Genomic DNA, 26,728 nt, shown 5'->3' on the forward strand with positions numbered 1-26,728 from the left:
AAGCCGAAACCATCATCCTTGATGGAGGAGAATATCTTGTTAAAAGGTTCAACTTTTGGTAATCATATACCAAAAGGGGTGTTTATATTGTGGATTGTAAAAACAAAACACAAAAGAAATGAAGATGGTGGAACTGTAGCTCTAGAACTGGAAACCGATGATAAGTGTCTCGATGTTAATGTTAGATGGGATGGTTGTACAGAAATTCACGTATATTCAGTTACAGAAGAGAACCGAGAACTTAAAGATACCTTCCACACGTGTGATTTAAAAGGATTTATTGATACTTTGCAGACGCTTGATAACGTATGTCAGGACTACTTTGGCGAGGGAAGTTATTGGGAACGGGAAAAAGAGGAAGAGGTAGCGTACATGTAGCGCAAATGACCCGCATATTGCGGGTTTTTTGTTCGGGGAAGTGGCGTGTTTGTTTCATTATTCCAGCTAAGCCTTCTCATATAATGAAAGAGGGAGAGCTGCCGCGGCAGACTACTCCCTTGCATTATTACACCAGACCACAGCAGCTTGCCGAGGCAGCTGCTTTTTATTATCTATTCAGTTATATGATGATCGGACTACTCAACCTTATTATTGGACACCAAGGCGTCACGGTCCGCAGCTTGCGGCGGCTGTTCCAACCAACCGTGCTCAATCATAATATTTGCTCCATCTTCGACAAAATTTCCGACTTCAAGTGTAAGACGTCCCAACTTTTCGGCAACATCGTGTCTGGCACACATCGATAAAGCATTCCCATAGGCTCTTATTCTCATTGCAAACATGTCCAGCTTATGGAACATCATCAATTTGTCTGAAAACGGCGCAATGGTTGAAGTCGATACCAAAGGGTCAAAGATTGGGGGGGACGATAAATTTTCTTTTTGCAGCATTTTACTAAAGATCTCATAATGTTTGGTGGCTATTTCCTTTCCCCTTAGAAAATAAGCCTTTACTTCTTTCGACTTGGCAACTTGACTAAAGCCAATTAAAACCGCTTTGCTTGTCGCGTTATTCTCGATGTTATCGAACAGATGTGTAATCTCTAAAGCTTGAAGCGGTCTAATGTTACCAAAAAATCCATTGAGATAACTTTGCTTCTTAATGAATTCCACACTCTTGGGATAAGGAATTAAGGATGGTTTTGACATAAACCCTTTTTTGATTAATGTTTTGTTCACCTCATTCAAAAATTTAGTGGTTGAGCCGAGACATTGAGTGAAAAATGTCCGAACATCCGGCCTCGTTACAATCGGAACGGCGATTGCATATAGACTTGCTCCCGCTTTGCCGACATACTTCAAGTAATGAAGGTAAAACTCATCACTAAATAGCCTCGGAGCACCGGCATTTACGTCCTCTTCAGAAAATCCTTTAGGTATGGGATAATTTTCTTGGACAAATATCTCTTTGATGGACTGTACAAATTGTTCGGATAAGCTTAGACCGTCTTCAAGGACTTTCCTGATCTCTAGATCTTCAACATGATTCAGCATATAACTTAAGACGCATATACTCATGGTATTCCCCGTATATGTTGCCCATAGCTTACCTTGCTCTGCTGACGTTAATTTTTCGTTTGCGTAACTTTCAGAGTTAAGCTGCATTTGTTCTTTCACATCATTCATTTCCAACAGATCCTCCGTTCGTAAATATCTTCCATCTATTTTTCCCTTTCTTGGATAAATCAATGCATGAAACCTAATTAATAAATAGAAGAGCGTGAGTTAAAAGAGAAAAAGTATTCAACATGAGGGCACTCGACGGCACCCTATACATTCTTTTATGAAATCTGACGTTCTTTTTGTAAATTGCGCATCTGTTTATTCCCCAGCGAAAAACTGATGCATGCAGACACTAGCGCTAATCCTATAATAAAACTTGCCATCCATGGATTGTAGAGAACGGTGGAATTGGCGCTTATCATCGCTCCGCCCACCCCAGCGCCAGTCGCCAACCCTAAATGAACGATCGATGTATTCAAGCTAAGGACGAGACTGGAAGATTGGGGTGCTTGTTGAATGAAATATGTTTGTGTCGCTGGACCGGCCATGAACAGAGAGACCATCATGACTAAAATCAACAGTAAACCGATGAGGGTCGACCCGGCTAAGAGAGGCAGAAGGGCCAGAACAACAACGTGCATGATAGTACTGAAAGCTATGATGCGAGCGGCTCCCCATCGATCGATTCCGTAACCGCCCAGACGCGTACCGACTGCACCAGAGATACCAAAAACTAGCATGACGATGCTGATGTTGGACGCTTTAAGTTGAAGGATGTCTTGCATAAAAGGGGTTAAATACGTAAACAACACCGAATTTCCTGATTCCCTAAAGAAGGTAAGAAACAAACCGCTCACGATTACGGCATTTCCCAACACTTTGAATTGTTGTCGGAATGACATCGGTGCGTCTCCATCGATCTCTGGCAGCAAGCGGTAAATGACGAAGGTAATCAACAAGCTTACAAGTCCTAACATCAAGAAAATAACTTGCCAGTTCAACCAATTCGTAACGGCTATGCCGATAGGTACGCCCAAAATCATCGCACTGCTGAAGCCGAGAACGATCGTGCTAATCGCACTGCCTATCTTCTCAGGAGGAGCAATTTTGGCAGCCACACCGAATGCTGCGACAATATAAACGCCTGAACTTACACCCAGAATAAGGCGGGACACAATCAAGGTGAAGATATCCGAACTCAAGAAGGAAAGCAAGCACCCCATGATGAAAGCTGCCAATGCACCTATCAGCACTTTTTTGCGTCCCATGCGGGATGTCAGCGATACCAAGAGAGGTGTTCCAATTGCAAAGGCTAGCGAGTAGGCGGTGATTAATTGCCCTGCAAAGGCGATGGAAATATTTAAATCTTTAGCGAGTACTTGCAGGATTCCGGCGACAACCAACTCGGAAGTAGCCGTTAAGAATACCCCTAGAGCAACTACGTAAATCGTCCATTTATTCATTCCTTTCATTCCCTTCCATTTGTGTTATTGTCATTATAGAAGGGGTACGATAATATTGTAAGAAGGCAAAGTATTCGGATATAATCCATTTATTTTGATTAACTTACTTTTTGTTAGGGTGGGATGTTGGATGTCTAAGCAAGTTAAATCTAATTCCTGTTTGGAGACGGATAGTTCCAATATCTGCGAGGTATTGCAAATTCTTGGGGCCAAGTGGGCTTTTCTTGTACTGAACGAATTGCTTCGCGGGCCACAGCGATTTAATCAGCTGCAAAGAAACGTAGCTGTAGTTAAGACGCAGTCCCTCACGGATACACTCCGCCATTTGGAGCATAATGGTCTTGTCTTGCGCCAAGTCTTTCCTACTGTACCTGTAACTGTGGAATATTCATTAACAGAAAAGGGATACGAATTTCAAACCGCGCTGAATGAAATGAATAAATGGGTGGAAAAATGGGGGAAGTCTCAGCAAGTAAACAGTGAAACGAGCATTTCTTCCTAACAAGCGAAGCTTGCCGCCGGTATAGAGCACAACAGAGGGGATAAGCTGCGCCTGAGCTGATCGTATATGAATTCATATTTAACTAGCTCGCGACCGAAAAGTCGCGGGCTGTTCTTTTCTTATTTAAATACCGGAAATAAAGCCTTTCCGCGCCGATGTTGGAGCAGGAAAGCAAAACCAGTTCATCGAATATGATATACCTTACAAATTATATCTTGTAATAATGCTGAATTTACAAATTAAAGGAGTTAAAAATGAACCACGAGGAAATCAAGCAACGTATTAGAGATTACCAGCAGGCAGATGGCGTGCAACCCCTTACTTGCGCATATAACAATAAACACGAGAAATTATACCCCAAAGTTCTTGAAGAAGGGTTGGTTCTTCTTTGTCCTAACTGCAATTACACGCAGACTTACATCCCTGATTTATTTTTCGAATCTCGCTTTTATGAGTGGCTGCGAGGCATGAAGAGCTTGATTTAAGGAGAGAGCGGAAGCCGGTTATCCTTTCTATTTCCAGCACATAAGTAAATCCACGTTATATTTGTATTGAATCTATATGGCGCTAAGGAGAAAAATGGACACAATAACACACCTTTTTATGGGATTAAGTCTATATGGCGCGGTCGATAAGGGCAACATGACGAAAAAAGAACGGTATGCGCTACTGTTCACAACAGCGACGGGATCGCAAATTCCAGATATCGATGTGATTTCCTCCTTGTGGGATACGGCAGGACGCTATCAAATGTGGCATAGGGGTTTGACGCATTCGGTCTTCCTGGTACCGGTTTGGGCGGCCATCATCACAGGGATCAGTAAGCTTCTTTGGAAAACTCAGCGAATTCGTTTAATCCTGATGATTGCGCTTCTCGCTGTGTTTATTCATGACACAATTGATTTATTTAATGCATGGGGGACGGGTTATTTTGAGCCGTTCTCACCAATGCGGGTTACGTTTGGCACTATCCCAATCGTGGATCTTGTGTTTTGGGCATTTATGGGGGCCGGGTTGCTTACTGTTCGATTCGTCAAGAATCTGAGCCTGCCATCGCATCGCATCCATCAGCTGGTTTGGCTGTGCATGGCTCTGCATGTAGCGGTACAATCCGCGCAAGGAGTTCAACTATATAAGCAGTATATCCATCAATATGAGCAGGTGGCCCTCGCCGCTGATTTTGTTCCAGGAGTATTTACAGTAATCGGCAAGAAGGGGGAGAACGTGGATTTGTTGCGCGCTACCTTATGGGGAGGAGCTTCTCTTCAGACACAGCTTGTATCGAAAGAGAACTCTGACCTGGAGAAGCTGTTCGCCACGAATACCAAAGCCCGAACTCTCAAAGAGTGGTCGCCATTCGTTGTTGTAGTCGATGATGATAAGGTTCTTGGGGTATACGATCCACGCTTTTACCGGAACGGTGAATCGTTTTTATTTGAATATATCGAAAAACAGTAGGAGCAGTGCAGTTTAAAATCGCATTCAACTGAGGAGTGTGAACCCATGAATTGCACGAAAATTCCGGTTAGGTCGTTCAACCCCAAACGCCCGGGGGCCCTCGTCGGGGTCATGATAACCGTTTCGGAGTACCTTGCCGTACTTTACGGGAGTATAGCAGAGGCGAAGGGCTCCGGTTCTTTTAACGGTCCTTGTGCCGAGTGCAGTGGAACCTTAACGTTGCCCGAGATCGACCATGGCCGTATGATCGCCCCCGAGCTGTCTCTCAAGAACGGTGCCGTCCTCTTGTAGGCCGGAACGAATTGCGCGCCGGTGCCGAGAATAAAGCAGCTAGCGGCGATGCTTGGAATCGAAACAGAGTGTCAGGCATGCCGGGGAACTCGCTTGAGCAAGGGTGTATCGGGTATCCAAATTGCCGGAATTACACTCGCTGAAGCTCACAAACTACCGATCGCAGAAATGCTCACCTTCATCAAGCACCTGCGGGAGTCGATGAACGCGCATGAGTTCGAGCTAGTCAGCCCCATCATCACTCATCTTTCGCCAATGCTTCTCTACTTGAGCAAAATCGGACTCCGGACGCTGTCCCCGGTCATCACGAGGAGCGGTCTAACGATACGAATGCTTAATGTCCGTGAATGGAATTGCGATAATCCGATATCAATTATCTTTCAAAATTTCTTTATCCGAGAGCAGTTTGCCGCCGCGGCAGCTGCTCTTAGTGTTGTTAGGCAAATGGCAGGGGACTTCCAATGAGCGATAATGACGATAATCGCAAAATGTGGATTGAAGGCGGCCATTATGGAAGCACAAACCTTAACCTGAAACTGGAATATGAAACTACAACTGACCCGTTTTGGCTTCGGGCAACTCTGTTTCAAACAAGGCAGATTGGCTTTAATAGGAGGTAGTCCATAGGAAAAGGAGTGTTTGAAATGTCTTCTATAAATACACTATACGTTTCTGTATCAACCAAAAGTCTGGATAGGGAAGCTTCTACGAATGAACAGCTTGAGGTCCGCGGGACAGAGGAAGAGCTCGAAACGCTGCGTCAAATGCTTGAGCAACTACAGCGGGACGATGAAGTGACTCAATTCAGAGCTCCAATACCGTATAAATCCGCCGATCACGATAAAGCAACGGATCAGTTTAATGATGATATGCTCAAACTTTATCAATTCATTTACATTTTGGGAACTGACAAGACGAAGGCTCATATTCATGATATGAACATACTTAATAAGCTGCAGAATACCGATTACGAACATCCCGGTTACGAGCGTTAATATTAGAAAAATACCAAAATAAGCCTTCCGGTTCGATGGAAGGCTTATTAGCTTAAACGCTTTGTTTTATCATGAAATTCTACGACTGCCGCTGTATAGTAACTGGGTGTACTGAGGACGGGAAATTTTTATCCATAATTAGTAAGACCTTCGAGAACTATTTCGATTGTTGCTTGATCCGTTCATCTATTTCTGATAGTATCTGTTTTCCGAATTCCTCAACCACAGAAAAATTCGTTGCGCTTACATAGAAGGCTTTAATTTGCGAATCAATGGCTTCAGCTGACGCTAAGCAGGAAGTGGCTTCCTTCATTTTGGCTGAGTACCGTTCTTTAATTGCGGCGATTTCTGCTGCGTATGCTTCATCGGTACCGGGGGACATTGTGAGCGTATACATATCCAAGATTTCATCCCCGTTGCGTTCAGGAAAGTATTCATGAGGGGCCGTACTGTCAAAGATAGCTGTGCTAAGCTCAGGGAAAATCAGCATATCAAGGCTGTTCGGATCGAAACCGCAATGAAAAACCTGGACTTCTATACCGTTCGTTTCGGCAGCGGCAGCAAGCTTTTTGAGCAATGTCGATTTTCCGGAGCCCGGTCTTCCTTTAATGAAAATCCTTCTCTCTAACGGCATCGTCAGCCGTTGAATGAAATCGAACGCACCTTTCGGGGTTGCTGCACCAAAAAATAAGTGACGACCGCTTATCGATGTCGTTTTTTCATGTCCGGCGTATAGTTCTTGGATTAATCCCTGCGCAACTTCGTCAGCCTTCTCGAAATCCATGCTCTCGATATAATAGCTTTCCCATTCGTCATGAATCTTCAATGCAGTCAAGAAAGTCTCATAAGCCTTGTCATAGGCAGCGGCAAGCTCAGCTTGTAGCTTTTCGATCTTGGATAATTGCTCAGAGAGAAGAAGTCTGCTGTCAACGGCCTGCCCAAGATCGATTCTGATGACTTCACAATCCGGAATTCCCTCACAAACACGCCCATCGACAAGACCAACCTTAAGTTCGGTGGCGATGATGCCATCCAGTTCGTTTGGCCGAAGCGGAGAATGAAAGCATTGCACATGCTGACCTTTCTCCAATAAATGATCCGATATTTTTCGAAGAATGGTGGACTTCCCCGTTCCTTGAGGACCCGTGAGGACGAAAATCTTATTCAGTCCATCAAAGGCGGAATGATATAAGAAATGGGCTCCGCGCGCTGTATTGCCTCTAGCAAAATAGTGGGATGATTGATCGGTCAACCTGAAACACTCCTTTGTACCTGATCTTTACACCAATAACATAGTGGGCCGAACAGGATGTATGGGATAAATAGATAAATGCCTATGGTTTTTGTATATTCAGGAAAGTGATTAGAGGTGAAGGGACAAACATCGCGTGTAGCATTGCAGCCGGCGTGAATTGGTACTGGGTACGAAGGTCTTTTTACAGAGTTCGTAGTTGAGCTTTATTGCTCGAGGAATATGGAGTAAAGGCCATCCCTCCAAAATCACGGAGCACTTGCACACCTGAAAAAATAAGCAGCCCCCATGATTCAGTAGGCTGCTTAGCATAGCGTGAGGCGACTGTCGGAAGGGCTTGAAAAGATGGCTAACCATTAGGTTCATTCATAATAGCTGGCCACCTAGTTGGAGCAATCAGATCGACAACCGCTTTAATTTTAATATGGGCAAAATCGATATCCGGCACTGCATCTATGGACAAACGGTCTGTTTGGAGCATGCTCAGCATGCCAGGATAATGTTTCTCAATCTCTTGAAGGCGATTGATGGCCGTTTCGAAATCGTGATGCGACGCGTTAACGGAACCGATGATACACTTGTTTTTAACAACCATTTCCCGGTATGTCTGATCGCTAGGGAGGTCTAGGCGGTCACTGCCCGGTGTAACCCCAAGGAGCGCCAGAATCCCATTGTTGTTGAGCAGTGGAATTGCTGCATAACCTAGTGGGGCGTGACCGCTGCATTCCCAAATCATATCAAAGCTCATGCCCAGTTGATTCCCATATTCCGTCAATCTGGAGAAAAATGTTCCGTCGGTTGAGGATTCGGCTTGCCGGTAATGCCCTCCGATCGAGCGAATGATCGCCGCATTCAAGCTTTCGGGGTCTGATTTGGACCATACATACGTATCAAATCCAAGTACTCTGCATGTCAGAGCCGCCAAAATCCCCAACGGACCGGAGCCCGTAATAAGTACGGTTCGCGGCTTCCAAATCATGCGCTCTTGAATCACCATCGTCTGATTCCAGACTTTCTCCACGATGCTTTGCGGTTCTACCAGAACACCATATGGCATGCACGCATTGGGAACTCTGACGACGTATTTCGCATTCTCTACGACATATTCACATAGAAAGCCATCGGCTCTTGCAATTCCATGTTCGGTATAGTTGCCGGTTTGACAGAAATCCTGCCGTCCATGATGGCAATTCACGCACGCTTCTTCGCCGCAAGGTCTTCTTACAAGCGCCGTCACAAGATCTCCGGAAGCAAATCCGGATTCGATGCCTGCTTCCGCGACTACGCCTAGCAGCTCGTGCCCGATAACCATTTCCAACTTCCCGCTTGGGAATCGGGCAAAGTTCTCAACGATGATTTCCCGGTCTGTCCCATCGAGCCCGACACAGAGCACTCGAATGACTACGTCCTCCGGACCGGTCAGACTTGGGTTCGGGATATCCCTCACTGTAACTTTCACCCGGGACTCTTCGTCTCTGATCGCAACCGCTTTCAACGCCATCACTCCTTGTATTCAACTTTTACCTTCTATAGCGATTATACATGAATTTAATATGTGTGAATCTTTGTTTTTCGTGTGTTATTTTTGTAAGTTCAACTGAGCACACTTGTTTTTCGAACATGGTAGAGGAATAATGAGAGAGTATCCTAAAATGATAAGGCGGTGTTCGAATTGGTTCAAATGGGCGCAGGAATTACAACTATTCAGTTAGGCGCAGCAAATAATAGCAATCCATTCATTCCGACAATCCTATGGGATGATAAAGACGTCATTCTCATCGATACCGGCATTCCCGGTCAACTAGAGCAGATTCGTGCTGCTTTTCAGGAATTACCGGTCCCTTTTGAGAAATTGACCAAAATTATAATTACCCATCAAGACATGGACCACATCGGCAGTTTGCCGGCGCTCATTCAGGCCTTCGGCGATCAAATTCAAGTGTATGCCCATGAGAAAGCTGTCCCTTACTTGGCTGGGGAAATTCCGCTGGTTAAAAGCAACAGAACCGCTCCTCCTGTCAAGGTCGACGTTATTCTGCAGGACGGCGACATGCTACCGTTTGCCGGAGGCATTCAAGTCATTTATTCGCCCGGCCATACGCCGGATCATACTTCTTACTACCATATCCCGAGTAAAACCTTGATTGCCGGCGATGCGCTCACATCAAAGGACGGCGTACTCCAATCCTACAATCCAATTTATACTCCCGATCAAGATACGGCGCTTGCATCGATTTCCAAATTCCAAAAGCTGGAGCTTGATGCGATCATTACGTTCCACGGCGGTCTCTGCACCGACAACCTGCAGGAGCGTCTTCAGGAAATCATAACAGCCGGACCCGTAGTGAATCAATAATTCCCAAATGAGCAGGCGGCCTCAGTCCTATTGGAATTCGGACCGAGGCCGCCTTGCTGTCTATAAATTTATATTACATACAATTTGCCAAAAACAGTTGACAATTAATAGGGATCAGAGTTAAGATTCTAGACAAATAGATAACCAAGTAACTTAATCGGTTTTATTGAATTAATATCAACATAAGTCGACCGTATCAACGGAGACGTATCGCATGAACGTAATTGTTCTTGCTGTACGTCTCTTTTTTATTGCTTTCCATAAGAAGAAAGGAAGATATTTCATGAAATCAAACCAATTAAGCTGCTGTTCCGCCGTTCGAACGGAGGCTCAGCCGGCAACCGTCACACCTCCAAGCACAATCACTTTGCTACATAAGGAATTGATAACACGGATTGATAAGAAAGAGCAGCTTCAAGCAGAAAGCATGATTTATTTGTCGGGAGGCGATTTCTTAATGGGCACCGACGATGCCGAAGGCTTCCCGGGTGATGGGGAAGGCCCGATTCGAACGGTCGAGCTTTCGCCTTACTATATCGATGCCTGCACGGTTACGAATGAGCAGTTCGCCAATTTCGTCCGGCAAACCGGCTATGTGACAGAGGCGGAGAAGTTTGGCTGGTCATACGTCTTTCATTTATTTGTTCCAGACAAAGTGCGAGAAGAGAACGCAAAACCGGTGCCCAATGTACCGTGGTGGCTCGCTGTGAATGGGGCTTGCTGGTATCGGCCGGAAGGCGGAGGCTCTTCCATAGAAGAACGTTTCGATCATCCCGTTGTTCATGTCTCCTGGCACGATGCTTCGCAGTATGCGAAATGGGCCGGCAAACGGCTTCCAACGGAAGCGGAGTGGGAATATGCGGCTCGCGGAGGCTTAGTGCAGAAGCGCTACCCTTGGGGCGATCTTCTAAAACCTGGCGCAGAGCATCTATGCAATGTGTGGCAGGGAAAATTCCCCGAGAAAAACCATGCCTCCGACGGCTATGCCGGTACTGCACCTGCCTGTTCGTTCCCGCCGAACGGTTATGGCTTGTACAATACAGTCGGAAACGTATGGGAATGGTGCTCCGATTGGTTTACAGCTGCGCCGGCTGCGAACGGAAACCGGAAAAACCCGCGAGGGCCTTCTTCCGGCGATAACCGAGTGATACGCGGAGGGTCGTATTTATGCCATAAGTCTTACTGCAATCGTTATAGAGTTGCTGCCCGCAGTTCTAATACGCCGGACAGTTCAACAGGGCACATGGGGTTCCGCTGTGCTGCGGATGCCTAAATCTATTCATTTGAATCAAAGGAGATGATTAGCGGCATGCAAATGGTAACTCGTCACCAAACGGGGAGAAGAAGGAAGCCTGCATGGTTGCATTATCGATTGCGCAAAGAGCTGTGGTGCTGGGCTTTTGTCGCGCCGCAGTTGGTACTGTTCTTGTTATTCACGGTGTACCCAATCGCAATGAGCTATGTATATGCCTTTTTTCATTGGAACGGATACGGTCCTCTACGGGATTTTGTCGGTTTCGATAATTTCAAGGAGACGCTTCTTGATCCGATCTTCTGGAACGCTTTTCGCAACAGTATTGTGTTTATGATCTGTTTGGTCGCTTTACAAGTACCGCTGGCTCTCCTCATGGCGCTTCTGCTGAATGCAAATTGGCTGAAAGGGAAGGTATTTTACCGTATGGTTTACTTCTTACCTGTTGTAACGACCACAGCGGTTGTCGGCTTAGTGATGCGATTTGCATTTGGTGCCTATAAAGGGCTAGTGAACGAGGTACTGCTGTGGCTCGGATGGATTGAGCGACCTGTGGATTGGCTCGGATCCATTGATACGGCACTGGGGATTGTCATTGTGGTTGGCATTTGGAAAACGTTCGGGATGAAGCTGGTGTATTGGTTAGCGGGGATTCAATCGCTGCCCAAGGAATTGTTCGAAGCGGCCCGCATCGATGGAGCCTCCTCTTGGCAATTGTTCCGATATCTGACAATACCTCTGCTGCTGCCGGTCGGGAGCGTGATCGTCCTGATGTCAGCCGTCAATGCGCTTCATGTCTTTGATCTAGTTAAGACGATGACGAACGGTGGCCCAGCCTTCAAGACGGATATGGTCGATGTGTATATTTACCGCTACGCATTCTCCGGTAACGGGGAAGCACGGGTCGGCTTCGCATCAGCTGCAGGCGTTTTGTATGGTATTGTGGTTATGCTCATTTCAATCATGCTGGGGCTATTCGTCAAATGGACTGGCGGACGTAAGGCGTCTGGGCGGTTATAGGAGGGACTCAATTTGAAAAAGAATCTGGTGCGTGTACCGCTAGTCGCTCTGCATGCTTTGTTGATCGGCCTTGGTATTGTGTGGATTTATCCGTTTATTTGGATGATTGCCGCATCTTTCAAGACGAATAACGAATATATCGCTTCAGGCATCACGCTATTACCGCAAAAGTTCCAATTTGCTAATTATAAACGGGCATGGGAGACAGCACATTTCTCCGTATATTTCTGGAATACACTGATCGTTACGGTTTCCGTTGTGCTAATCGTACTCGCCGTTTGCTCGCTGACCGGTTACGCCATAGGGAGGTATCGGTTCAGGGGACGGCTGTTGTTCGTAACGGCTGTCACAGCGACGATGTTCATGCCCAAGGGATATACGATTATCCCGGTTTATTCACTTGTAAATGCGCTGGGACTCAACAATTCCCTTTGGGGCGTTATTGTGGCCGAGGCTGGCAGTGGGCATATCTTATTCATTTTGCTATTCGTCGCTTATTTCCGCGGACTTCCCAAGGAGATGGAGGAATCTGCAGAGATTGACGGCAGCGGTTTCTTCAGGACGTTTGCGAGCATTATGCTGCCAATGGCAAAGCCCATCATCGCAACGACAGCGATCATGCAGTTTATGTGGACGTGGAACGCCTTCCTGCTGCCTCTCATTTTCACACTCAGTAAACCCAATTTAAGGACACTCGGTGTCGGTATGTTTCAATTCGTTGGTGAAAATACGATGGACTGGACGGGAATGGCTGCTGCGGCAAGCATCTCTTTACTGCCCATCCTGACTGTATTTATATTGCTGCAGCGCTATTTTATTGAAGGAGTCTCAGGCGCAATTAAAGGATGAGCTTAGCGAAACAGATTTACAAAATAGAGGAGGATCACCATGAAAAAGAAACGGATAAATAGATTAAGTGCTTTGGCGCTAGGAAGTGTTGTGGTTCTCTCTGCCTGCACAGGAAACTCCGAGAATCATGAACCATCGAAGAAAGACGAGCAAGAGGCGGTCGTTACGGTATGGGGAGGAAGTGATTTCTTGAAGGGGGACGACAGTCCCGGCCAGCGTATGGTTAAGGAGTTTAATGAGAAAAACAAAGGCCACATTCGGGTTGAAGCCCGCTACATGCCTTGGGCTGAATACAATTCTGCCGTTCAGGCGGCGGCTACTTCAAATGAGCTTCCAGATATTTTCCAAACGCCGCAAAATACGGATATACGTACTATCGTAGCAAATGGTTGGGCACTTCCCTATGACGGTCTTGTTTCAGAAGAGTGGAAGAAGCAGTTTATTGCAGGCTCCTTTGCCGAAGGTGTTAACGTAATTGATGGAAAAACCTACGCGTGGCCGCTTACCGGACCGCAGCTGAGTTCAATTCTGTATTATAACAAGGATGTACTGCAGAAGGCGGGACTTGACCCGCAGAAACCTCCGACAACATGGGATGAGCTGCGAAGTATGTCAAAAACGATTACAGACAAAGGAAAAGGCGACGTATACGGTATCGTCTTCGGCGGCGGTGAGAGCGGAGAAGCATCCGGTATCGGGAAATTCGTAAGCGCGCTGAGCGCGGGCGTTGACCCACAGGCCGCTGATGGGTTTAATTTTAAAACCGGCCAATACGCCTATAGCTCCAAAGCAACGCTCGACGCTTTCGATTTCTTGCAAAAGCTTAAAGCGGACGGTAGTATACTGCCCTCATCGTTTACATTGAAAAGCACAGAAGCGAGTGTACTATTCGGTCAAGGTAAGGCAGCATTTCTGATTGATGGCCGTGCCCGTATGTGGATTGCAAAGAGGGATACGCCGGATGTTAAACTGGGACTCGCTTCCGTACCAACGCCAACCGGCAGCAAGCCAACCTATTACTATGTGCAGGCCGCCCCGAACGGCTATCTCATTTCGTCCAAATCTAAAAATGCGAAAGCCGCTGCGGAATTTATCGAGAAAGGCTTCGCCTCTCCGTTATTTTATGAAAAGTACCTCAACAGCGGTGTAGCTTTGACACCAATCGAACGGATTAATGAAAATAAGGCGCTGTATCCGTATCCGGAATTTGAATCGTTCTTGAAACTGCATAAAGAAGATTTAAAGCTTCGCCCGGATTACGCAATTCTTAATCCGCAGACCGCCAAGGTCATCGTGGGACTTGGCAATCTCTCACAGCCGAAAATCAAGCCGGCATTCAGCGATATTTTGCAAGCTGTGCTTACGGGTGCTGAGAAAGATGCTGCACCTTTGCTGAAAGCTTATGATGAGAAATTAAACAAAGGCCTGGATGAAGTTGTGAATAAAGTGAAGGCATCGGGTGTACAGGTGAGCAGAGACGATTTCACTTTTCCTAATTGGAATCCAAGTAAAGATTATTCAGCGGAAGATTATAAGCAATTAATCAAAAAATAAATTCGAAGTGGAGCTGCATTCTGTGAACCACAAGCCGAACATTTTGCTTATTACCAGCGACCAACAGCATTGGAATACAATCGGAGCCTTCCAACCGGAAATCAAGACGCCGAATCTGGATCGCTTGGTCAAGGAAGGAACAACATTCACTAGAGCTTACTGCCCCAATCCGACGTGTACGCCGACACGCAGCTCCTTAATTACAGGACAATACCCGAGTCAGCATGGCGCATGGTCGCTTGGGACTAAGCTTTCTGAGAAGGTGCATACCGTCGGCGAAGACTTCCAACAAGCTGGTTATGAAACTGCGCTGATCGGGAAGGCGCATTTCCAACCACTGACCTCGACGGTGGACTACCCATCAATTGAGGCATATCCACTGCTGCAGAATTTGGATTTTTGGAAGCAGTTCAACGAATCGTTCTACGGCTTCAAGCATGTAGAGCTTTCACGGAATCATACGAATGAGGCTCATGTTGGTCAGCACTACGCCCTATGGTTAGAGGAGAATGGCTGCACGGATTGGCGCAACTATTTCCTTCCACCGACTGGCACGATGGATCCAAAGCAAGCCCACAAATGGTCAATTCCTGAACAATATCATTATGACGCTTGGATCGCTGAGCGCACCAATGCGCTGCTGGAACAATACCAACAAACAGATCAGCCATTTTTCTTGTGGGCAAGCTTCTTTGATCCGCACCCGCCTTACCTTGTACCAAAACCATGGGATACGATGTACGATCCGAATCAGTTGACGCTTCCGAAGCTGCAACAGGGAGAACATGATGCGAATCCGCCGCATTTTCGGTTAACACAGGAGAAGAAGCCGGATTTCTCCCCGTACCGGGAGTCCGGTTTCGGAATGCATGGATTCCGTTCTCATGTACATAATGAGCATGAACTGCGCAAAAATATCGCGGTGTACTACGGGATGACGAGCTTGATGGATAAGTATATCGGACGTATTCTCGACAAGCTGGATGAGCTCGGTCTTGCTGAAAATACGCTCGTCATATTCACATCCGATCACGGCCATTTATTCGGCCACCATGGTCTCATTGCCAAAGGTCCGTTTCACTATGAAGATCTTATACGCGTTCCAATGATCGCTCGTTATCCCGGTCAGATCCCAGCAGGACGTGTGTCGGCTTCCATGCAATCACTCGTTGACTATGCGCCGACCCTGCTAAGCTATGCAGGTCTGCCCATTCCTTCCTCCATGACAGGGAAAGACCAACGGGAGGTTTGGAATGGAAGTCAGGACTCAGTACGTGACCATATCCTATGTGAGAATCACCATGAACCGACAACCATTCATTTAAAAACATACGTGAATGAGCGTTACAAGCTCACAGTTTACTACAATCAAACCTATGGCGAGCTGTTCGATCTGCAGGAGGATCCGCAGGAAGTGCGGAACCTCTGGGATGAACCGGAACATCAGGCATTAAAATCAAGTCTGCTGTTAAAATATGCATGGGCAGAGCTCGGGAAAGAACCCATTGTCATGCCTAGAATCTCTCATGCTTAATTAGAATTTCCATTAACTTTTTCATTGATAAAAAGGAGATGCATACATATGGCAAACGCGCAAAAAACTTCACAACCGAATGTCATCGTATTTTTTACGGATCAACAGCGCTGGGATACAACAGGAGCACATGGCAATCCGCTGGGACTTACACCTAATTTCGACCGCATGGCTGCGCGAGGCACGCATCTGTACCATTCGTTCACTTGTCAGCCAGTATGCGGTCCTGCGCGATCGGTCTTTCAAACGGGCCTCTATCCAACGACGACAGGTTGTCATCGCAATTCAATCCCGCTGCCGGAAGGAACCCAGACGCTGGCACATTATTTCCGTGACGCAGGATACAAGACCGGATACATCGGAAAGTGGCATCTGGCCGGCGAGAATCCGGTTACCGAGCCGAGACGAGGCGGTTACGAGTATTGGCTTGCGGCGAACGCTTTGGAAATGACATCCGATTCTTACGATGCCGTTGTTTATAATAATGACAATGAAAGAGTAAAGCTGCCCGGTTATCGGGTCGATGCGTTGACTGACGCGGCCATTCGTTTCGTCGATAAGGAGAAAGAGAACCCTTTCTTCCTGTTCCTATCATTCCTGGAGCCCCATCATCAAAATCATCGGGACGACTATCCGTCGCCAGACATATATCAAGAAGCCTACACCGGCAGATGGACTCCACCTGATTTGGCTGCGTTAGGCGGTACGAGCGCACAGCATTTAGGCGGTTATTACGGAATGGTAAAAAGGCTCGATGAAGCTCTGGGCCGGCTATTCGACGCAGTCAAAAGCTTGGGACTCGCCGAAAATACCATTATCTTGTTCACTTCCGACCACGCTTGTCATTTCAAAACACGTAACAGCGAGTACAAGCGGTCATGCCATGAGAGCTCCATTCGTGTACCGACAGCGGTAATTGGTCCAGGGTTTGACAGTCGAGGGCAAATTCGAGAGCTTGTCAGCTTGATCGATCTGCCGCCTACGCTGCTTGATGCGGCAGACATTCCGATACCGGAGTCGATGCAGGGGAAATCGATTCTTCCTCTATTACGTCGGGAAACTGCAAGTTGGCCGGACGATGTGTATGTACAGATCAGCGAAGCGCAGACTGGAAGAGCGATTCGAACGTCGCGATGGAAATATTCCGTGTCCGCTAAAGATCCTATTGGAGATGTACCGACTGCTGATTCCTACGTTGAAGAATTTCTATACGATCTTCAATCGGATCCTTACGAACTGACGAATCTGATCGGGTTCGAATCCCATCGCGAGGTCACAGCTATTTTGAGAGAGCGCCTGCTCCGAAGATTGGAAGCGGCAGGTGAACCGAAAGCTGTCATTGTCGAGGCACAAAGTAAGCGGAGCGGGCAGCGACGCGTATCTGAATTCGAAACACGTGTGTAAAGAGAGGAGAATGACGATGAGTAATTCCGTCCTTATTATTTCAGATGAACACAACCCATTTTATTCTTCTGTATACGGACATCCGTTTCTTCGCACGCCGAATATGGAACGGCTTGCAAGCAGAGGTACGGTTTATGAAAATGCTTATTGCCCATCGCCGCTTTGCAGCCCAAGCCGCAGTGCATTTTTTACGGGTAAGAGAGTTCATGAGCTCCAAAACTATAGCAATTGCAATCTGGCCTTGAAGACGGATGCTTCTTCCTACGGCAAAGTGCTGGGAGAGCAAGGCATTCACACAGTCTACTTCGGCAAATCGGATGTTTATGACGATATTGAACGTCTAGGCTTCTCGGAGCTCCATTATACGAAGGAACGGCAGCAGCCAGGTGATGTCAATTTCCAACGCAGGCCGCTTGCCATCCGTAAGGGGGCAGCCCAAAGAGCGAACGGTTATGGAGTGAAAGTGGATGCTTTCGTCTCTGATTTAAAGATTATGGATGCGGCATTGGAGTGGTTGCAGGATGTCGCTCCTACCCTTACAACACCATGGAATCTAACGATTAACTTGATCAATCCTCATTTCCCGCAATGGAACACACAAGCTTATTGGGACCTGTACCCGGAAGCTGCTGATCTGCCCCGATACGGTGTCAATGAGGAGAGTGCCAATCATCCGTATGCCAAGGATTTGCGCGAACATTTTGAAGCGGATTTGTTTACAGAGGAGCAAATACGCGGACTTCGACGCGGTTATGCGGGCAACGTCGCATTTATCGACGATCAGCTTGGAAGGCTGTTGGATGCGGTAGATGACACTGGGTTAGCAGAAACTACGCAGGTGATCTATACCTCGGATCATGGCGAAATGATGGGTAAATTCGGGATGTGGTGGAAATGCTCTTTGTATGAAGATTCGGTGCGTATCCCTTGTATAGGAGCAGGACCCGGTTTTGCACAAGGCATTCGGGTAACGACTCCTGTCGATTTGCATGACGTGCAAGCTTCGTTGTTTCACGCTGCTGGTGTGACAAGACCTGTTGATTGGGCAGGAAGCCCGTTGCAGCAAATCGCCGTGGAAGACAACGAACGGATCGTTTTTTCCGAATACCACGGTCACGGCACCCGTTCGGGCGCTTATATGATACGCAAAGGAAATTGGAAGCTTATTTCTTACATGGAAGCACCGCATCAGTTGTTTCGCCTAGATACGGATCCGGATGAGCTTTGTAACGTTTATGAGCAATATCCTGAGAAGGCTGCAGAGCTTGATGCGGAGCTGCGGCGAATATGCTCACCTGAGGCGGAGAATGAGAAAGCGCATCGTTTCCAAGAGAAGCAAAATGAAATGCTTCAGAGCTTCATAGCACGAAAATAGTTCCTAGAGAAGGAGGGAAGCGGATGAAAGAATATCATCATGAGTTCGCCGAATATCTGTTCCACACCCCCTCTGAATTCGAGAAGAACGGAGGGTTATGGATCATTCGGGCTGGGCAGAACAGGGCAAAATCGAACTACCAGGTTGGTCCTAGAGTGATCGAGTGTTACTCTGTTCATGCTGTGATAACTGGAAGTGTTTCTTTACTGCATGGCAATGAAACCGTTCAACTGCGGAAAGGTGATCTATTCTGTCTTTACCCTGGGATTCGATACAGTTATCACCTCGCACAAGCCAATGACGATCAGCAGTTAAGAATGTATTGGCTGGCCTTCCAAGGAAATCAAGCAGAGTCTTTTCTTACTCGCATCGGTTTTAGTAAAGAGAAGCCATATGTCAACCAACGGTGGATGCCTGAACATAGCCAGACGATGAACCGCATTCATAACATGCTCCGAGTCCGTGCTGAGTATGACGAAGTGATTCTGCAACTGAAGCTGTATCAGCTTTTTGAATCGCTAATCGGCAAGAAAGAAGAGCAAACGAAGAGCCCTGCTAATATCGATTGGCTGGAACGGTGCAAACAATACATGGATACTCATTACATGGAAGGCATTGCCGTCACCAATGTTGCAAAAATTGCTGGCGTACATCGATCCCATTTGTATCAAGAGTGCATCCGCCTACTCGGCTTTAGTCCGATGCAATATTTGATTAAGCTGCGTATGGAGAAAAGTATAGAATTGCTGAATGACGGAGAAATCAATATTACGGATATCGCACTTTCAATTGGTTACCCTGACGTTTACTCCTTCTCACGGGCGTTTAGCAGATATTATGGAATGTCCCCGAAGCAATACCAATCAGGTGAAAGAGCAAGATCTAAGCACATAAGGTGATTGAATATCATTCAATGCTTAAGTTCTAAGTGTTCATTATGCCAACAGGAATGACATAAACCTTTGATATTGAAGAATTTGCAGGAGACAAATTGCTAAACCTGTGGCAATCAAAATGACATTTACCATTCGCGCTTCAATCCGTTAAACTTGTAATACCAAGTAGTTCTCTGTGTTTTAGTGGTTTTGGTTAAACGGGAGAGGGGGTTCGGGCATGAAAAAGAAACTGAAAGTTGGCGTGATCGGGATCGGCCATGTAGCTGCCATTCATCTTGAGGCCTACCGCGCTCATCCTGAGGTAGAAATTGCCGCACTGTGTGATACTATCCTTGAAAAAGCGAAGCGCGCGGCACTAGAGTTTCATGTCCCTAGTGTATATACCGACTATCGGGAGCTTCTCAAGCAGGAGGATCTCGACTTTATCGATATCTGCACGCCGAATGCGTTTCACGCGATTATAGCCACTGAAGGCTTACATGCAGGAAAACACGTGTTTACTGAGAAGCCTGATGCCATTGATGTTGAAGGAGCGCTTCAAATGGTCGAAGCGGCCAGACAGTCAGGCAAGCATCTCATGGCTATGCGCAATAATCGGTTTGCGCCAGGCGTACAGTTTCTGAAACGGTTTATTGATCAAGGGCTGCTAGGCGAAGCGTACACGGGCCGCTGCGGTTGGCTGCGAAGACGCGGAATCCCCGGTAAAGGCGGCTGGTTTACGACACGCGAGATCTCCGGTGGCGGACCGCTTATCGATTTAGGCGTTCATTTCATCGATGTTGCCATATGGCTGATGGGTAATCCGAAGCCAGTCAGTGTTGTAGGAGCAACCTATGCGAAGTTTGCGGAAACCACCTTGTCGGATTCCATACATAGCGGCTATGGCGAGAAGCAGGAAGACGGGACCTATGATGTGGAGGATTTGGCGTCTGGATTCATACGCTTTCATAATGGGGAGACGCTGCAGCTTGAATTCAGCTGGGCTTCAAATGTCGAGCAGGAGGAGTCTTTTGTAGAGCTGCGGGGTACCAAGGCAGGATTCTCGCTGCGCAAAGGAGAGGTGAAGCTCTACTCGGAAATTGCGAATACAATGTGCATAACGGTACCTGATTTATCCAAGGCGAAGACAGGTGGCAATCACGCGAAGCATCTACATCATTTTATTGACGTCCTGCAAGAGAGAGCGGAGCCTATCATAAGGCCAGAACATGGCGTTGACTTGATACGTATTTTGTGCGCGTTATATGAATCAGCTCGAACAGGCAGAGAAGTCAGGCTGGATGAGGAGAGAGGAAACCGCCTTGAAACAGAAATTCGCCCTTCAACTGCATACGTTACGGAAAGAATTTGAGCAGAAGAGCGGAATTGCCCCTATGTCTTTCATAAAGCAATATCCGAATCGAATCCCCTACATTCACATAAAGGATATGACGCGAGGGGACAATGCGGAATTCACTGAAATTGGAACAGGAAGTATTGATTTCAAACCTATTCTCGAATGGGGCGAGAAGCATGGCATCGAAGGGTATGTAGTCGAGCAGGATCAATGCAAAGGCTCGGCAATGGACAGCGTGGCAATCAGTTATTCCCAATCGATACGCCTTTCTAGAGACCTAAGTTGGGTAGATGATATGAAGGAGGAGGACAGGTGGGCAAACCCAATATCTTGATCTTTATGACTGATCAGCAACAAGCAGGGGTCATCGCTCCAAATCATCCTTGTCAGATGCCGAATGTTCGAGCTTTGGCGGAAAATGGCCTTACGTTCACGAATGTATATACGACTATGACGCACTGCTGTCCTTCTCGCGCCTCCTTCATGACAGGGAAATATCCTTCGCAGCATGGCATTCATAATAATGTGTGCAATCCAGCAGCGTTACGTCGTGGGCTTTACCCGGGCGTCACGACATTCTCAGAAGGCCTCAAGTCGGCAGGGTACCAGCTCTACTATTCTGGCAAATGGCATATTTCTGCGGAAGAAAATCCCGTAGATCGAGGCTGGGAAGAGCTGTTCGTAACGGCAGGAATGGATGTGGTGATGGGTACCACCATAGCAGGTTGGCAGGAAAAAGAATACATTGATCAGAACGAACCAAGGCAACAAGGAGAAATTGTAAGACCAGGCTGGGGCAATTACAAGCTTTACGGCACTTCGACAGTGGAGTATGAGAAAACGAGAGATTATCAAGTGGTCAAACGTGCGGTTGAACAACTGGAAAAGTTGAACGAAGACGATACACCATGGTGCATGTATGTGGGGGTAACGGGACCACATGATCCTTTTCAAATCCCCGATAAGTATGCTCGGCTCTACAATCCAACTGAGATCCCGCTTCCGCCGAATTATTACGATTCCCTTCGTAACAAGCCTGGGATATACCGACGAATGCGCAAGATCTGGGATCAATTATCCGTGGAAGAGGTTACAGAATCCATTGCTTATTACTGGGGTTACTGCACGATGATTGACGACCTGTTGGGAGAAGTACTCGAGGCTTTGGACCGAACGGGTCAAGCAGATGATACCCTCGTGGTCTTCTTGTCTGATCATGGTGAAAATGCCGGAGCGCACGGCTTGTATTTAAAAGGAGTCAGTCCTTTCGAGGAAACGTACCGACTACCTTGTGTGCTTCGCTGGCCTAACGGAATCACACAACCGGGGAGAAAGATCGATGCACTGACAAGTATCATGGATTTTGCACCGACTTTTCTGGACGTAGCTGATGCAAGAATGTACATACCATCGGATTCAAAGGGACTCAGCCTGACGGATTGGTTGGACGGCAAGGAGCCGGCAATGTGGAGAAATGCGTTGTTCACACAATGCAACGGTGTAGAAGTGTATTACATGCAGCGAATCGTCCGAACGGAACGCTATAAGCTGATCTATAATCCGACGGATGTCGATGAGTTGTACGATTTGCAAGAGGATCCTTACGAGCTTATCAATATGGCGGATGAACCGGAGCTGCAGGAAATTAAACGATCATTGTGGATGGCGATGTGGAGAGAAGCCGCTGATGCAGGGGATGTCATCTTCAATCAATATCCGACAGTGGCATTAGCAGAATGGGGACCGGCGTGTGCCATTGGTAAAACCGTACAAAGGAACTTGAGAGGAGTAAAAGAATGAAACCGAATAAATGGATACACCTAGGTCTCACCGCTGTGCTAGGCATAGGAGCATTAACAGGCTGCGCTGGGGGAGGCAAAGAGAATCGTTCTTCGGCTGTAGCCGAACAAGCTCAAGAACCCGTATCAATCAAAGTTATGACCATCCATTACGAAGATCAGCCTCCGATGGAAGGTAACCAAGCTAAGGAATTTATTGAGAAGAAACACAATGTGAAGCTCTCCATGGAATTAGTGCCAGCTTCGACTTATGATGAGAAGCTGAATGTCACGATGGCTAGCTTGGACCAGTATGACTTAATCCTTTTGAAATCAGGTATTAAGGACCCTAAATTCGAAAAATTGGCAAAACAAGGCGCATTCTACGATCTGACTTCCTTAGTCAAGGGGAAAAAGAATTTGGAGCAAAACATTCCCGAAACGGCATGGAAAGCATCCAGTGTCAATCATAAGATTTATGCTATTCCTAGACCACAATACGCTTATGGGAACGGTTCAGCCAATGTGATCATGCGTAAAGACTGGCTTGACCGCTATGGCCTAAGTGTACCGAAAACGATGGCTGAGTTTACGAATGCCTTGCGTGTATTCCGTGATAAAGACCCCGTTGGTGGGGGGAAAACCATTCCCTTCGTAACGTTCGCTGCCGGGGCGGATGACGCCAAGTCTGTTTTTGGCGGAATGGCACCGATTAAGTTTGCATTTGGCATGCCAAATAACTACAGAATTGAGAATGATAAAGCGGTATACGCTTTGGAGACGAAGGAATATAAGGATTACCTGGATTGGCTGAAGCTGGCTTGGAGCGAAAAGCTGTTCAATAAAGACGCTACTTTGCTCAAAAATCAACAGAATAAAGATAAATTTCTGGCAGGCGAAGCAGGTGCGTTAATCTACCATGTAGGTTTGCTTGGCAGTAACAACTATGACAAACTCAAGACTGTAGACCCGAAGGCTGAAATGGTCGTTCTGCCTACAATTGAAGGACCTGGCGGAAAAAAAGGCGTCAATCAAAGCTTGGGCTTCTTCGGTTCGTGGGTGATTCCATCTACGGTATCGAAAGAGAAAGCGGAGCGGATTGTCGAATTTCTGAATGCTCAAGCGGCCCCTGAATATGAGTATTACCGCAATGGCGGGATTAAAGGCGTCCACTCCACTGACATAAAAGATGGGATCGTCATTCGAACTCCGGAACAAGAGAAACTTAGCGAAAAGGAAAAGCCTTCAACCTTCTTGCTGTTATGGCCGCTTGACCCTTATAACTACGCGAATTCAACGGATCCGCAGGTGAACAAACTGCAACGTGGCATATTGGACAGTTTTAAACAGATCGGCGTACTGGATACGTTCTCCGGGTTAATCTCGCCTACCGACCAGAAAAATCCAGATCATGAGAAGAAGGTCGATGCATCGGCGGTCAAATATGTGACCGGGCAAGCTGGATGGGATGTCGTACAGAAAGAAATCGCATCTTGGCAGCAGAACAGCGGCAACCAAATTGGAAAAGAGCTAATGGAGCTTTATAAGCAATAATGAAGCTAACCAAGACAAAGAGAGGTAAACACTGATGGCAGTAAAGTGGAGAAGCAATGCATGGCTCTATGTATTGGCCGCTCCGGGCATAATCTATTTCTTAGTATTTCATTACTTTCCGATGTGGGGGGTATGGATTGCCTTTCAGGATTACAGCCCATTCTTGGGAGTTTTCAAAAGCGAATGGGTCGGTTTGAAGCACTTTCGCAACTTTCTGACCCATGATGATTTTCCTCTCTTGCTGAAAAATACGCTGCTGCTTAGTTTGTATCATTTATTCTTTTATTTTCCATTTGTTTTATTTATCGCCATCATGCTTAATGAGCTCCGGTGGATGATCTATAAGCGGCTTATACAAACGATATTGTACCTGCCGCATTTCATTTCCTGGGTTATTATAGCGGGAATCACATTGGTATTCTTCGGGCCTTCCGGTGTAATCAATTATTATATTGGTGGCGAAGATTCCATTCCGTTTCTTATCAGCAATGAGTGGTTTCGTTCGATGACGGTGCTGCAGCACATATGGAAAGACTTGGGTTGGGGGACGATCATCTTTCTTGCCGCAATAGCAGGGGTAAATCCCGAGTTATTCGAAGCGGCTACCGTAGATGGTGCCGGGAGATGGCGTCGCATTTGGCATGTGACGCTGCCCGGCATTCGCAGCACCCTTGTCATTCTGCTGTTGCTTCGTCTTGGACATTCATTGGAATCGAATTTCATGCAAATCTTTCTCATGTCCAATGCGATGAATCTGGAAGTATCCGATGTGTTTGATCTTTATGTATATCGTGTAGGGTTGCTTGGCGGGGATTATAGCTTTGCCACTGCAGCGGGGTTGTTTAAATCGATCGTTGGTTTGATTTTAGTTTTATTGGCTAATAAAGCTGCCAAAGCGATAGGGGAGGAAGGGATATTTTGAGTAAACAAACCTCCCTATTTGATCTTGGCAATGCCGCTATGTTCTTAATGTTAGGATTGGGCGTGGTCGTTCCGTTTCTGTACATGATCGCGGTATCTCTCAGCTCCACACTGGAATCCGCAGGCGGGCATTTCTATTTTATTCCCAAAGACGTTATGCTGGATGCTTACCGATATCTGTTTTCCACGAATCGCTTCGTACGGTCGTTAGGTAACTCGGTATACATCTCTGTCGTAGGAACATTCATTAATTTATTCGTTTCCATTTCGCTCTCCTATGCGTTGTCTAAGAAGAAACTGCCGGGACGTCGGAGTATGCTGATGTTTGTTTTCATTACCATGCTGTTCGGTGGAGGACTGATTCCTCATTATTTACTGATCAAGTCGCTGGGTATGATTAATACGTATTGGGCTTTGCTGCTGCCAGGAGCAACAAATGCGTTTACCGTTCTAGTCATGAAAACTTTCTTTCAAACTTTACCGGAGAGTTTGGAAGAAGCAGCTCGAATCGACGGGGCAGGAGAGATTCGCATTATGATGTCAATCGTATTGCCGTTATCTAAGCCGATTCTAGCGACCTTTTCATTGTTCTTCATGGTTCATCATTGGAATGAATTTTTTGGTGCTGTGATTTACCTGAGTGATGCGAGCAAATGGCCGATTCAGGTGCTGTTACGCCAGATGGTTGTGGGAGGAACGGCTGAGATTGGATCCCAGAGTTCCCTCGAGGAAGAGATGGCCACATCGATCGGTAATAATGTGAAAATGGCGGCAATTTTAGTGGCTATGCTGCCTATTGTGGTAGTCTATCCTTTTCTGCAGAAATATTTCGCTAAAGGCGCGCTGGTTGGATCAATCAAGGAGTAAAGCCTTTTTACATGGTTTATATAGACAAAATGTTAAAGTGAAACCAGCACTTTTGCTATCCCTGATAAGCGACGAAATTGCCGCACTCAAAGCCGCATTCCCGAATACGGTAACGATCCAATTTACCAACTTTCCGCAACAAAGTCTTAGCGGGCTTTTTGCAGCGGAACTTGCGAATGGGGTTGGTTCTGGTGGTCCAGATATTAAAGCATATTCCGCCATTAACACCAGCTTAATCGGAACCAACACCGCACCGGGCGCTTATTCCTATTATGCCAATGCATGGAATTATAGCAGCGTTCAAGGACAGACACTGGCAGGCATCGTACCACTCGGTACTGCCGTTCAATCAGCGGATTATTTCCAAGATGATGCCAAAACAATCCCTGCTACTATTAACGATTTGTATAACTTCGGCCACGATAAACTGCATCTGAATTATATTTATTGGTTATATAACGCTAATCGGATTAACGATGTGGTGGATTTCTTACAAACGAAGGTAACCTCAACGGATAAAGCAGGCGGACTGTACCAGACACTCCCTACGGTTTATCAATAAAGCGGTT

At 46.6% G+C, this 26,728-nt stretch carries 25 protein-coding genes; 21 read left to right on the plus strand and 4 right to left on the minus strand.

Going from position 1 to position 26,728, the window contains the following annotated elements; all coding sequences use genetic code 11:
* The first annotated feature begins 36 nt into the window (after positions 1-36).
* Entirely contained in the window at positions 37-378 is a 342-nt protein-coding gene (locus J2X61_RS06155) for a hypothetical protein (protein ID WP_310186607.1), read from the plus strand.
* A gap of 197 nt (positions 379-575) precedes the next feature.
* Here the strand turns inward: J2X61_RS06155 and J2X61_RS06160 are convergent, their stop codons facing one another.
* Positions 576-1,625, minus strand: a complete 1,050-nt coding sequence (locus J2X61_RS06160; protein WP_310186609.1) for a DUF3231 family protein — start codon at positions 1,623-1,625, stop codon at positions 576-578.
* 155 nt (positions 1,626-1,780) lie between these two features.
* Positions 1,781-2,965 carry an MFS transporter gene (locus tag J2X61_RS06165; RefSeq protein ID WP_310186610.1) on the minus strand — a complete coding sequence of 395 codons (1,185 nt, stop codon included), beginning with the start codon at positions 2,963-2,965 and terminating at the stop codon, positions 1,781-1,783.
* Between the two features lie 130 nt (positions 2,966-3,095).
* Between J2X61_RS06165 and J2X61_RS06170 the strand changes: the two genes are divergently transcribed.
* The 4 genes from J2X61_RS06170 (at position 3,096) to J2X61_RS06185 (ending at position 6,211) form a co-directional block, all read left to right on the plus strand.
* Positions 3,096-3,467 carry a winged helix-turn-helix transcriptional regulator gene (locus tag J2X61_RS06170; protein WP_274469210.1) on the plus strand — a complete coding sequence of 124 codons (372 nt, stop codon included), beginning with the start codon at positions 3,096-3,098 and terminating at the stop codon, positions 3,465-3,467.
* Positions 3,468-4,046: 579 nt separating this feature from the next.
* Complete coding sequence (locus tag J2X61_RS06175) at positions 4,047-4,925, plus strand: metal-dependent hydrolase (RefSeq protein ID WP_274469212.1); 879 nt, start codon at positions 4,047-4,049, stop codon at positions 4,923-4,925.
* Positions 4,926-5,264: 339 nt separating this feature from the next.
* Positions 5,265-5,681: a hypothetical protein gene (locus tag J2X61_RS06180; protein ID WP_310186612.1), complete on the plus strand. Its 417-nt coding sequence runs from the start codon at positions 5,265-5,267 to the stop codon at positions 5,679-5,681.
* Between the two features lie 179 nt (positions 5,682-5,860).
* Positions 5,861-6,211 (plus strand): hypothetical protein, encoded by a 351-nt coding sequence (locus J2X61_RS06185; protein ID WP_310186614.1) that lies wholly within the window; start codon positions 5,861-5,863, stop codon positions 6,209-6,211.
* Positions 6,212-6,368: 157 nt separating this feature from the next.
* Here J2X61_RS06185 and J2X61_RS06190 read toward each other — a convergent pair whose 3' ends face one another.
* Together J2X61_RS06190 and J2X61_RS06195 are read right to left on the minus strand one after the other, a co-directional pair.
* The gene (locus tag J2X61_RS06190) at positions 6,369-7,463 is read right to left on the minus strand and encodes a hypothetical protein (protein WP_310186615.1); all 1,095 of its coding nucleotides are present in this window, start codon (positions 7,461-7,463) and stop codon (positions 6,369-6,371) included.
* 349 nt (positions 7,464-7,812) lie between these two features.
* Positions 7,813-8,958, minus strand: a complete 1,146-nt coding sequence (locus J2X61_RS06195; RefSeq protein ID WP_310186616.1) for a glucose 1-dehydrogenase — start codon at positions 8,956-8,958, stop codon at positions 7,813-7,815.
* 186 nt (positions 8,959-9,144) lie between these two features.
* Between J2X61_RS06195 and J2X61_RS06200 the strand changes: the two genes are divergently transcribed.
* The 16 genes from J2X61_RS06200 to J2X61_RS06275 all read left to right on the plus strand — a co-directional run bounded on the left by J2X61_RS06200 (position 9,145) and on the right by J2X61_RS06275 (position 26,721).
* On the plus strand, positions 9,145-9,819 hold the full coding sequence (locus J2X61_RS06200) for an MBL fold metallo-hydrolase (protein WP_274469346.1): 675 nt from the start codon (positions 9,145-9,147) through the stop codon (positions 9,817-9,819).
* Positions 9,820-10,102: 283 nt separating this feature from the next.
* Positions 10,103-11,092 carry a formylglycine-generating enzyme family protein gene (locus J2X61_RS06205; RefSeq protein WP_310186617.1) on the plus strand — a complete coding sequence of 330 codons (990 nt, stop codon included), beginning with the start codon at positions 10,103-10,105 and terminating at the stop codon, positions 11,090-11,092.
* A gap of 36 nt (positions 11,093-11,128) precedes the next feature.
* Positions 11,129-12,091, plus strand: coding sequence for a carbohydrate ABC transporter permease (locus tag J2X61_RS06210; RefSeq protein ID WP_310186618.1), 963 nt, complete (start codon positions 11,129-11,131; stop codon positions 12,089-12,091).
* 12 nt (positions 12,092-12,103) lie between these two features.
* Entirely contained in the window at positions 12,104-12,940 is an 837-nt protein-coding gene (locus J2X61_RS06215) for a carbohydrate ABC transporter permease (protein ID WP_274469220.1), read from the plus strand.
* A 39-nt stretch (positions 12,941-12,979) separates the two neighbouring features.
* Positions 12,980-14,494 carry an ABC transporter substrate-binding protein gene (locus tag J2X61_RS06220; RefSeq protein WP_310186619.1) on the plus strand — a complete coding sequence of 505 codons (1,515 nt, stop codon included), beginning with the start codon at positions 12,980-12,982 and terminating at the stop codon, positions 14,492-14,494.
* A 22-nt stretch (positions 14,495-14,516) separates the two neighbouring features.
* On the plus strand, positions 14,517-16,028 hold the full coding sequence (locus tag J2X61_RS06225) for a sulfatase family protein (protein ID WP_310186620.1): 1,512 nt from the start codon (positions 14,517-14,519) through the stop codon (positions 16,026-16,028).
* Between the two features lie 48 nt (positions 16,029-16,076).
* The gene (locus J2X61_RS06230) at positions 16,077-17,432 is read left to right on the plus strand and encodes a sulfatase family protein (protein ID WP_274469224.1); all 1,356 of its coding nucleotides are present in this window, start codon (positions 16,077-16,079) and stop codon (positions 17,430-17,432) included.
* 16 nt (positions 17,433-17,448) lie between these two features.
* Positions 17,449-18,807 carry a sulfatase family protein gene (locus J2X61_RS06235; protein ID WP_274469225.1) on the plus strand — a complete coding sequence of 453 codons (1,359 nt, stop codon included), beginning with the start codon at positions 17,449-17,451 and terminating at the stop codon, positions 18,805-18,807.
* A gap of 23 nt (positions 18,808-18,830) precedes the next feature.
* Entirely contained in the window at positions 18,831-19,706 is an 876-nt protein-coding gene (locus J2X61_RS06240; RefSeq protein ID WP_274469226.1) for an AraC family transcriptional regulator, read from the plus strand.
* A 214-nt stretch (positions 19,707-19,920) separates the two neighbouring features.
* Positions 19,921-21,054: a Gfo/Idh/MocA family protein gene (locus tag J2X61_RS06245; RefSeq protein WP_310186621.1), complete on the plus strand. Its 1,134-nt coding sequence runs from the start codon at positions 19,921-19,923 to the stop codon at positions 21,052-21,054.
* Complete coding sequence (locus tag J2X61_RS06250; protein ID WP_310186622.1) at positions 21,005-21,373, plus strand: sugar phosphate isomerase/epimerase family protein; 369 nt, start codon at positions 21,005-21,007, stop codon at positions 21,371-21,373. The genes J2X61_RS06245 and J2X61_RS06250 overlap by 50 nt, the downstream gene beginning before the upstream one ends.
* Complete coding sequence (locus J2X61_RS06255) at positions 21,352-22,839, plus strand: sulfatase family protein (protein ID WP_310186623.1); 1,488 nt, start codon at positions 21,352-21,354, stop codon at positions 22,837-22,839. Before J2X61_RS06250 ends, J2X61_RS06255 begins: the two co-directional genes overlap by 22 nt.
* Positions 22,836-24,371 (plus strand): type 2 periplasmic-binding domain-containing protein, encoded by a 1,536-nt coding sequence (locus J2X61_RS06260; RefSeq protein ID WP_310186624.1) that lies wholly within the window; start codon positions 22,836-22,838, stop codon positions 24,369-24,371. Before J2X61_RS06255 ends, J2X61_RS06260 begins: the two co-directional genes overlap by 4 nt.
* Positions 24,372-24,405: 34 nt before the next feature.
* Positions 24,406-25,293 carry an ABC transporter permease gene (locus tag J2X61_RS06265; RefSeq protein WP_310186625.1) on the plus strand — a complete coding sequence of 296 codons (888 nt, stop codon included), beginning with the start codon at positions 24,406-24,408 and terminating at the stop codon, positions 25,291-25,293.
* Positions 25,290-26,159 (plus strand): carbohydrate ABC transporter permease, encoded by an 870-nt coding sequence (locus tag J2X61_RS06270; RefSeq protein ID WP_274469233.1) that lies wholly within the window; start codon positions 25,290-25,292, stop codon positions 26,157-26,159. The genes J2X61_RS06265 and J2X61_RS06270 overlap by 4 nt, the downstream gene beginning before the upstream one ends.
* Positions 26,140-26,721 (plus strand): hypothetical protein, encoded by a 582-nt coding sequence (locus tag J2X61_RS06275; protein WP_310186626.1) that lies wholly within the window; start codon positions 26,140-26,142, stop codon positions 26,719-26,721. Before J2X61_RS06270 ends, J2X61_RS06275 begins: the two co-directional genes overlap by 20 nt.
* The last annotated feature ends 7 nt before the right edge of the window (positions 26,722-26,728 follow it).

The organism is Bacillus sp. 3255 (assembly GCF_031456485.1).
In the GTDB taxonomy this organism is placed as follows: domain Bacteria; phylum Bacillota; class Bacilli; order Paenibacillales; family NBRC-103111; genus Paenibacillus_E.

Coding starts and splice junctions, on each gene's coding strand:
- J2X61_RS06170 (WP_274469210.1), top strand. CDS start 3,096: ATGTCTAAGCAAGTTAAATCTAATTCCTGTTTGGAGACGGATAGTTCC.
- J2X61_RS06205 (WP_310186617.1), top strand. CDS start 10,103: ATGAAATCAAACCAATTAAGCTGCTGTTCCGCCGTTCGAACGGAGGCT.
- J2X61_RS06240 (WP_274469226.1), top strand. CDS start 18,831: ATGAAAGAATATCATCATGAGTTCGCCGAATATCTGTTCCACACCCCC.
- J2X61_RS06235 (WP_274469225.1), top strand. CDS start 17,449: ATGAGTAATTCCGTCCTTATTATTTCAGATGAACACAACCCATTTTAT.
- J2X61_RS06200 (WP_274469346.1), top strand. CDS start 9,145: ATGGGCGCAGGAATTACAACTATTCAGTTAGGCGCAGCAAATAATAGC.
- J2X61_RS06160 (WP_310186609.1), bottom strand. CDS start 1,625: ATGAATGATGTGAAAGAACAAATGCAGCTTAACTCTGAAAGTTACGCA.
- J2X61_RS06175 (WP_274469212.1), top strand. CDS start 4,047: ATGGACACAATAACACACCTTTTTATGGGATTAAGTCTATATGGCGCG.
- J2X61_RS06210 (WP_310186618.1), top strand. CDS start 11,129: ATGCAAATGGTAACTCGTCACCAAACGGGGAGAAGAAGGAAGCCTGCA.
- J2X61_RS06245 (WP_310186621.1), top strand. CDS start 19,921: ATGAAAAAGAAACTGAAAGTTGGCGTGATCGGGATCGGCCATGTAGCT.
- J2X61_RS06265 (WP_310186625.1), top strand. CDS start 24,406: ATGGCAGTAAAGTGGAGAAGCAATGCATGGCTCTATGTATTGGCCGCT.
- J2X61_RS06220 (WP_310186619.1), top strand. CDS start 12,980: ATGAAAAAGAAACGGATAAATAGATTAAGTGCTTTGGCGCTAGGAAGT.
- J2X61_RS06230 (WP_274469224.1), top strand. CDS start 16,077: ATGGCAAACGCGCAAAAAACTTCACAACCGAATGTCATCGTATTTTTT.
- J2X61_RS06260 (WP_310186624.1), top strand. CDS start 22,836: ATGAAACCGAATAAATGGATACACCTAGGTCTCACCGCTGTGCTAGGC.
- J2X61_RS06185 (WP_310186614.1), top strand. CDS start 5,861: ATGTCTTCTATAAATACACTATACGTTTCTGTATCAACCAAAAGTCTG.
- J2X61_RS06180 (WP_310186612.1), top strand. CDS start 5,265: ATGCTTGGAATCGAAACAGAGTGTCAGGCATGCCGGGGAACTCGCTTG.
- J2X61_RS06165 (WP_310186610.1), bottom strand. CDS start 2,965: ATGAATAAATGGACGATTTACGTAGTTGCTCTAGGGGTATTCTTAACG.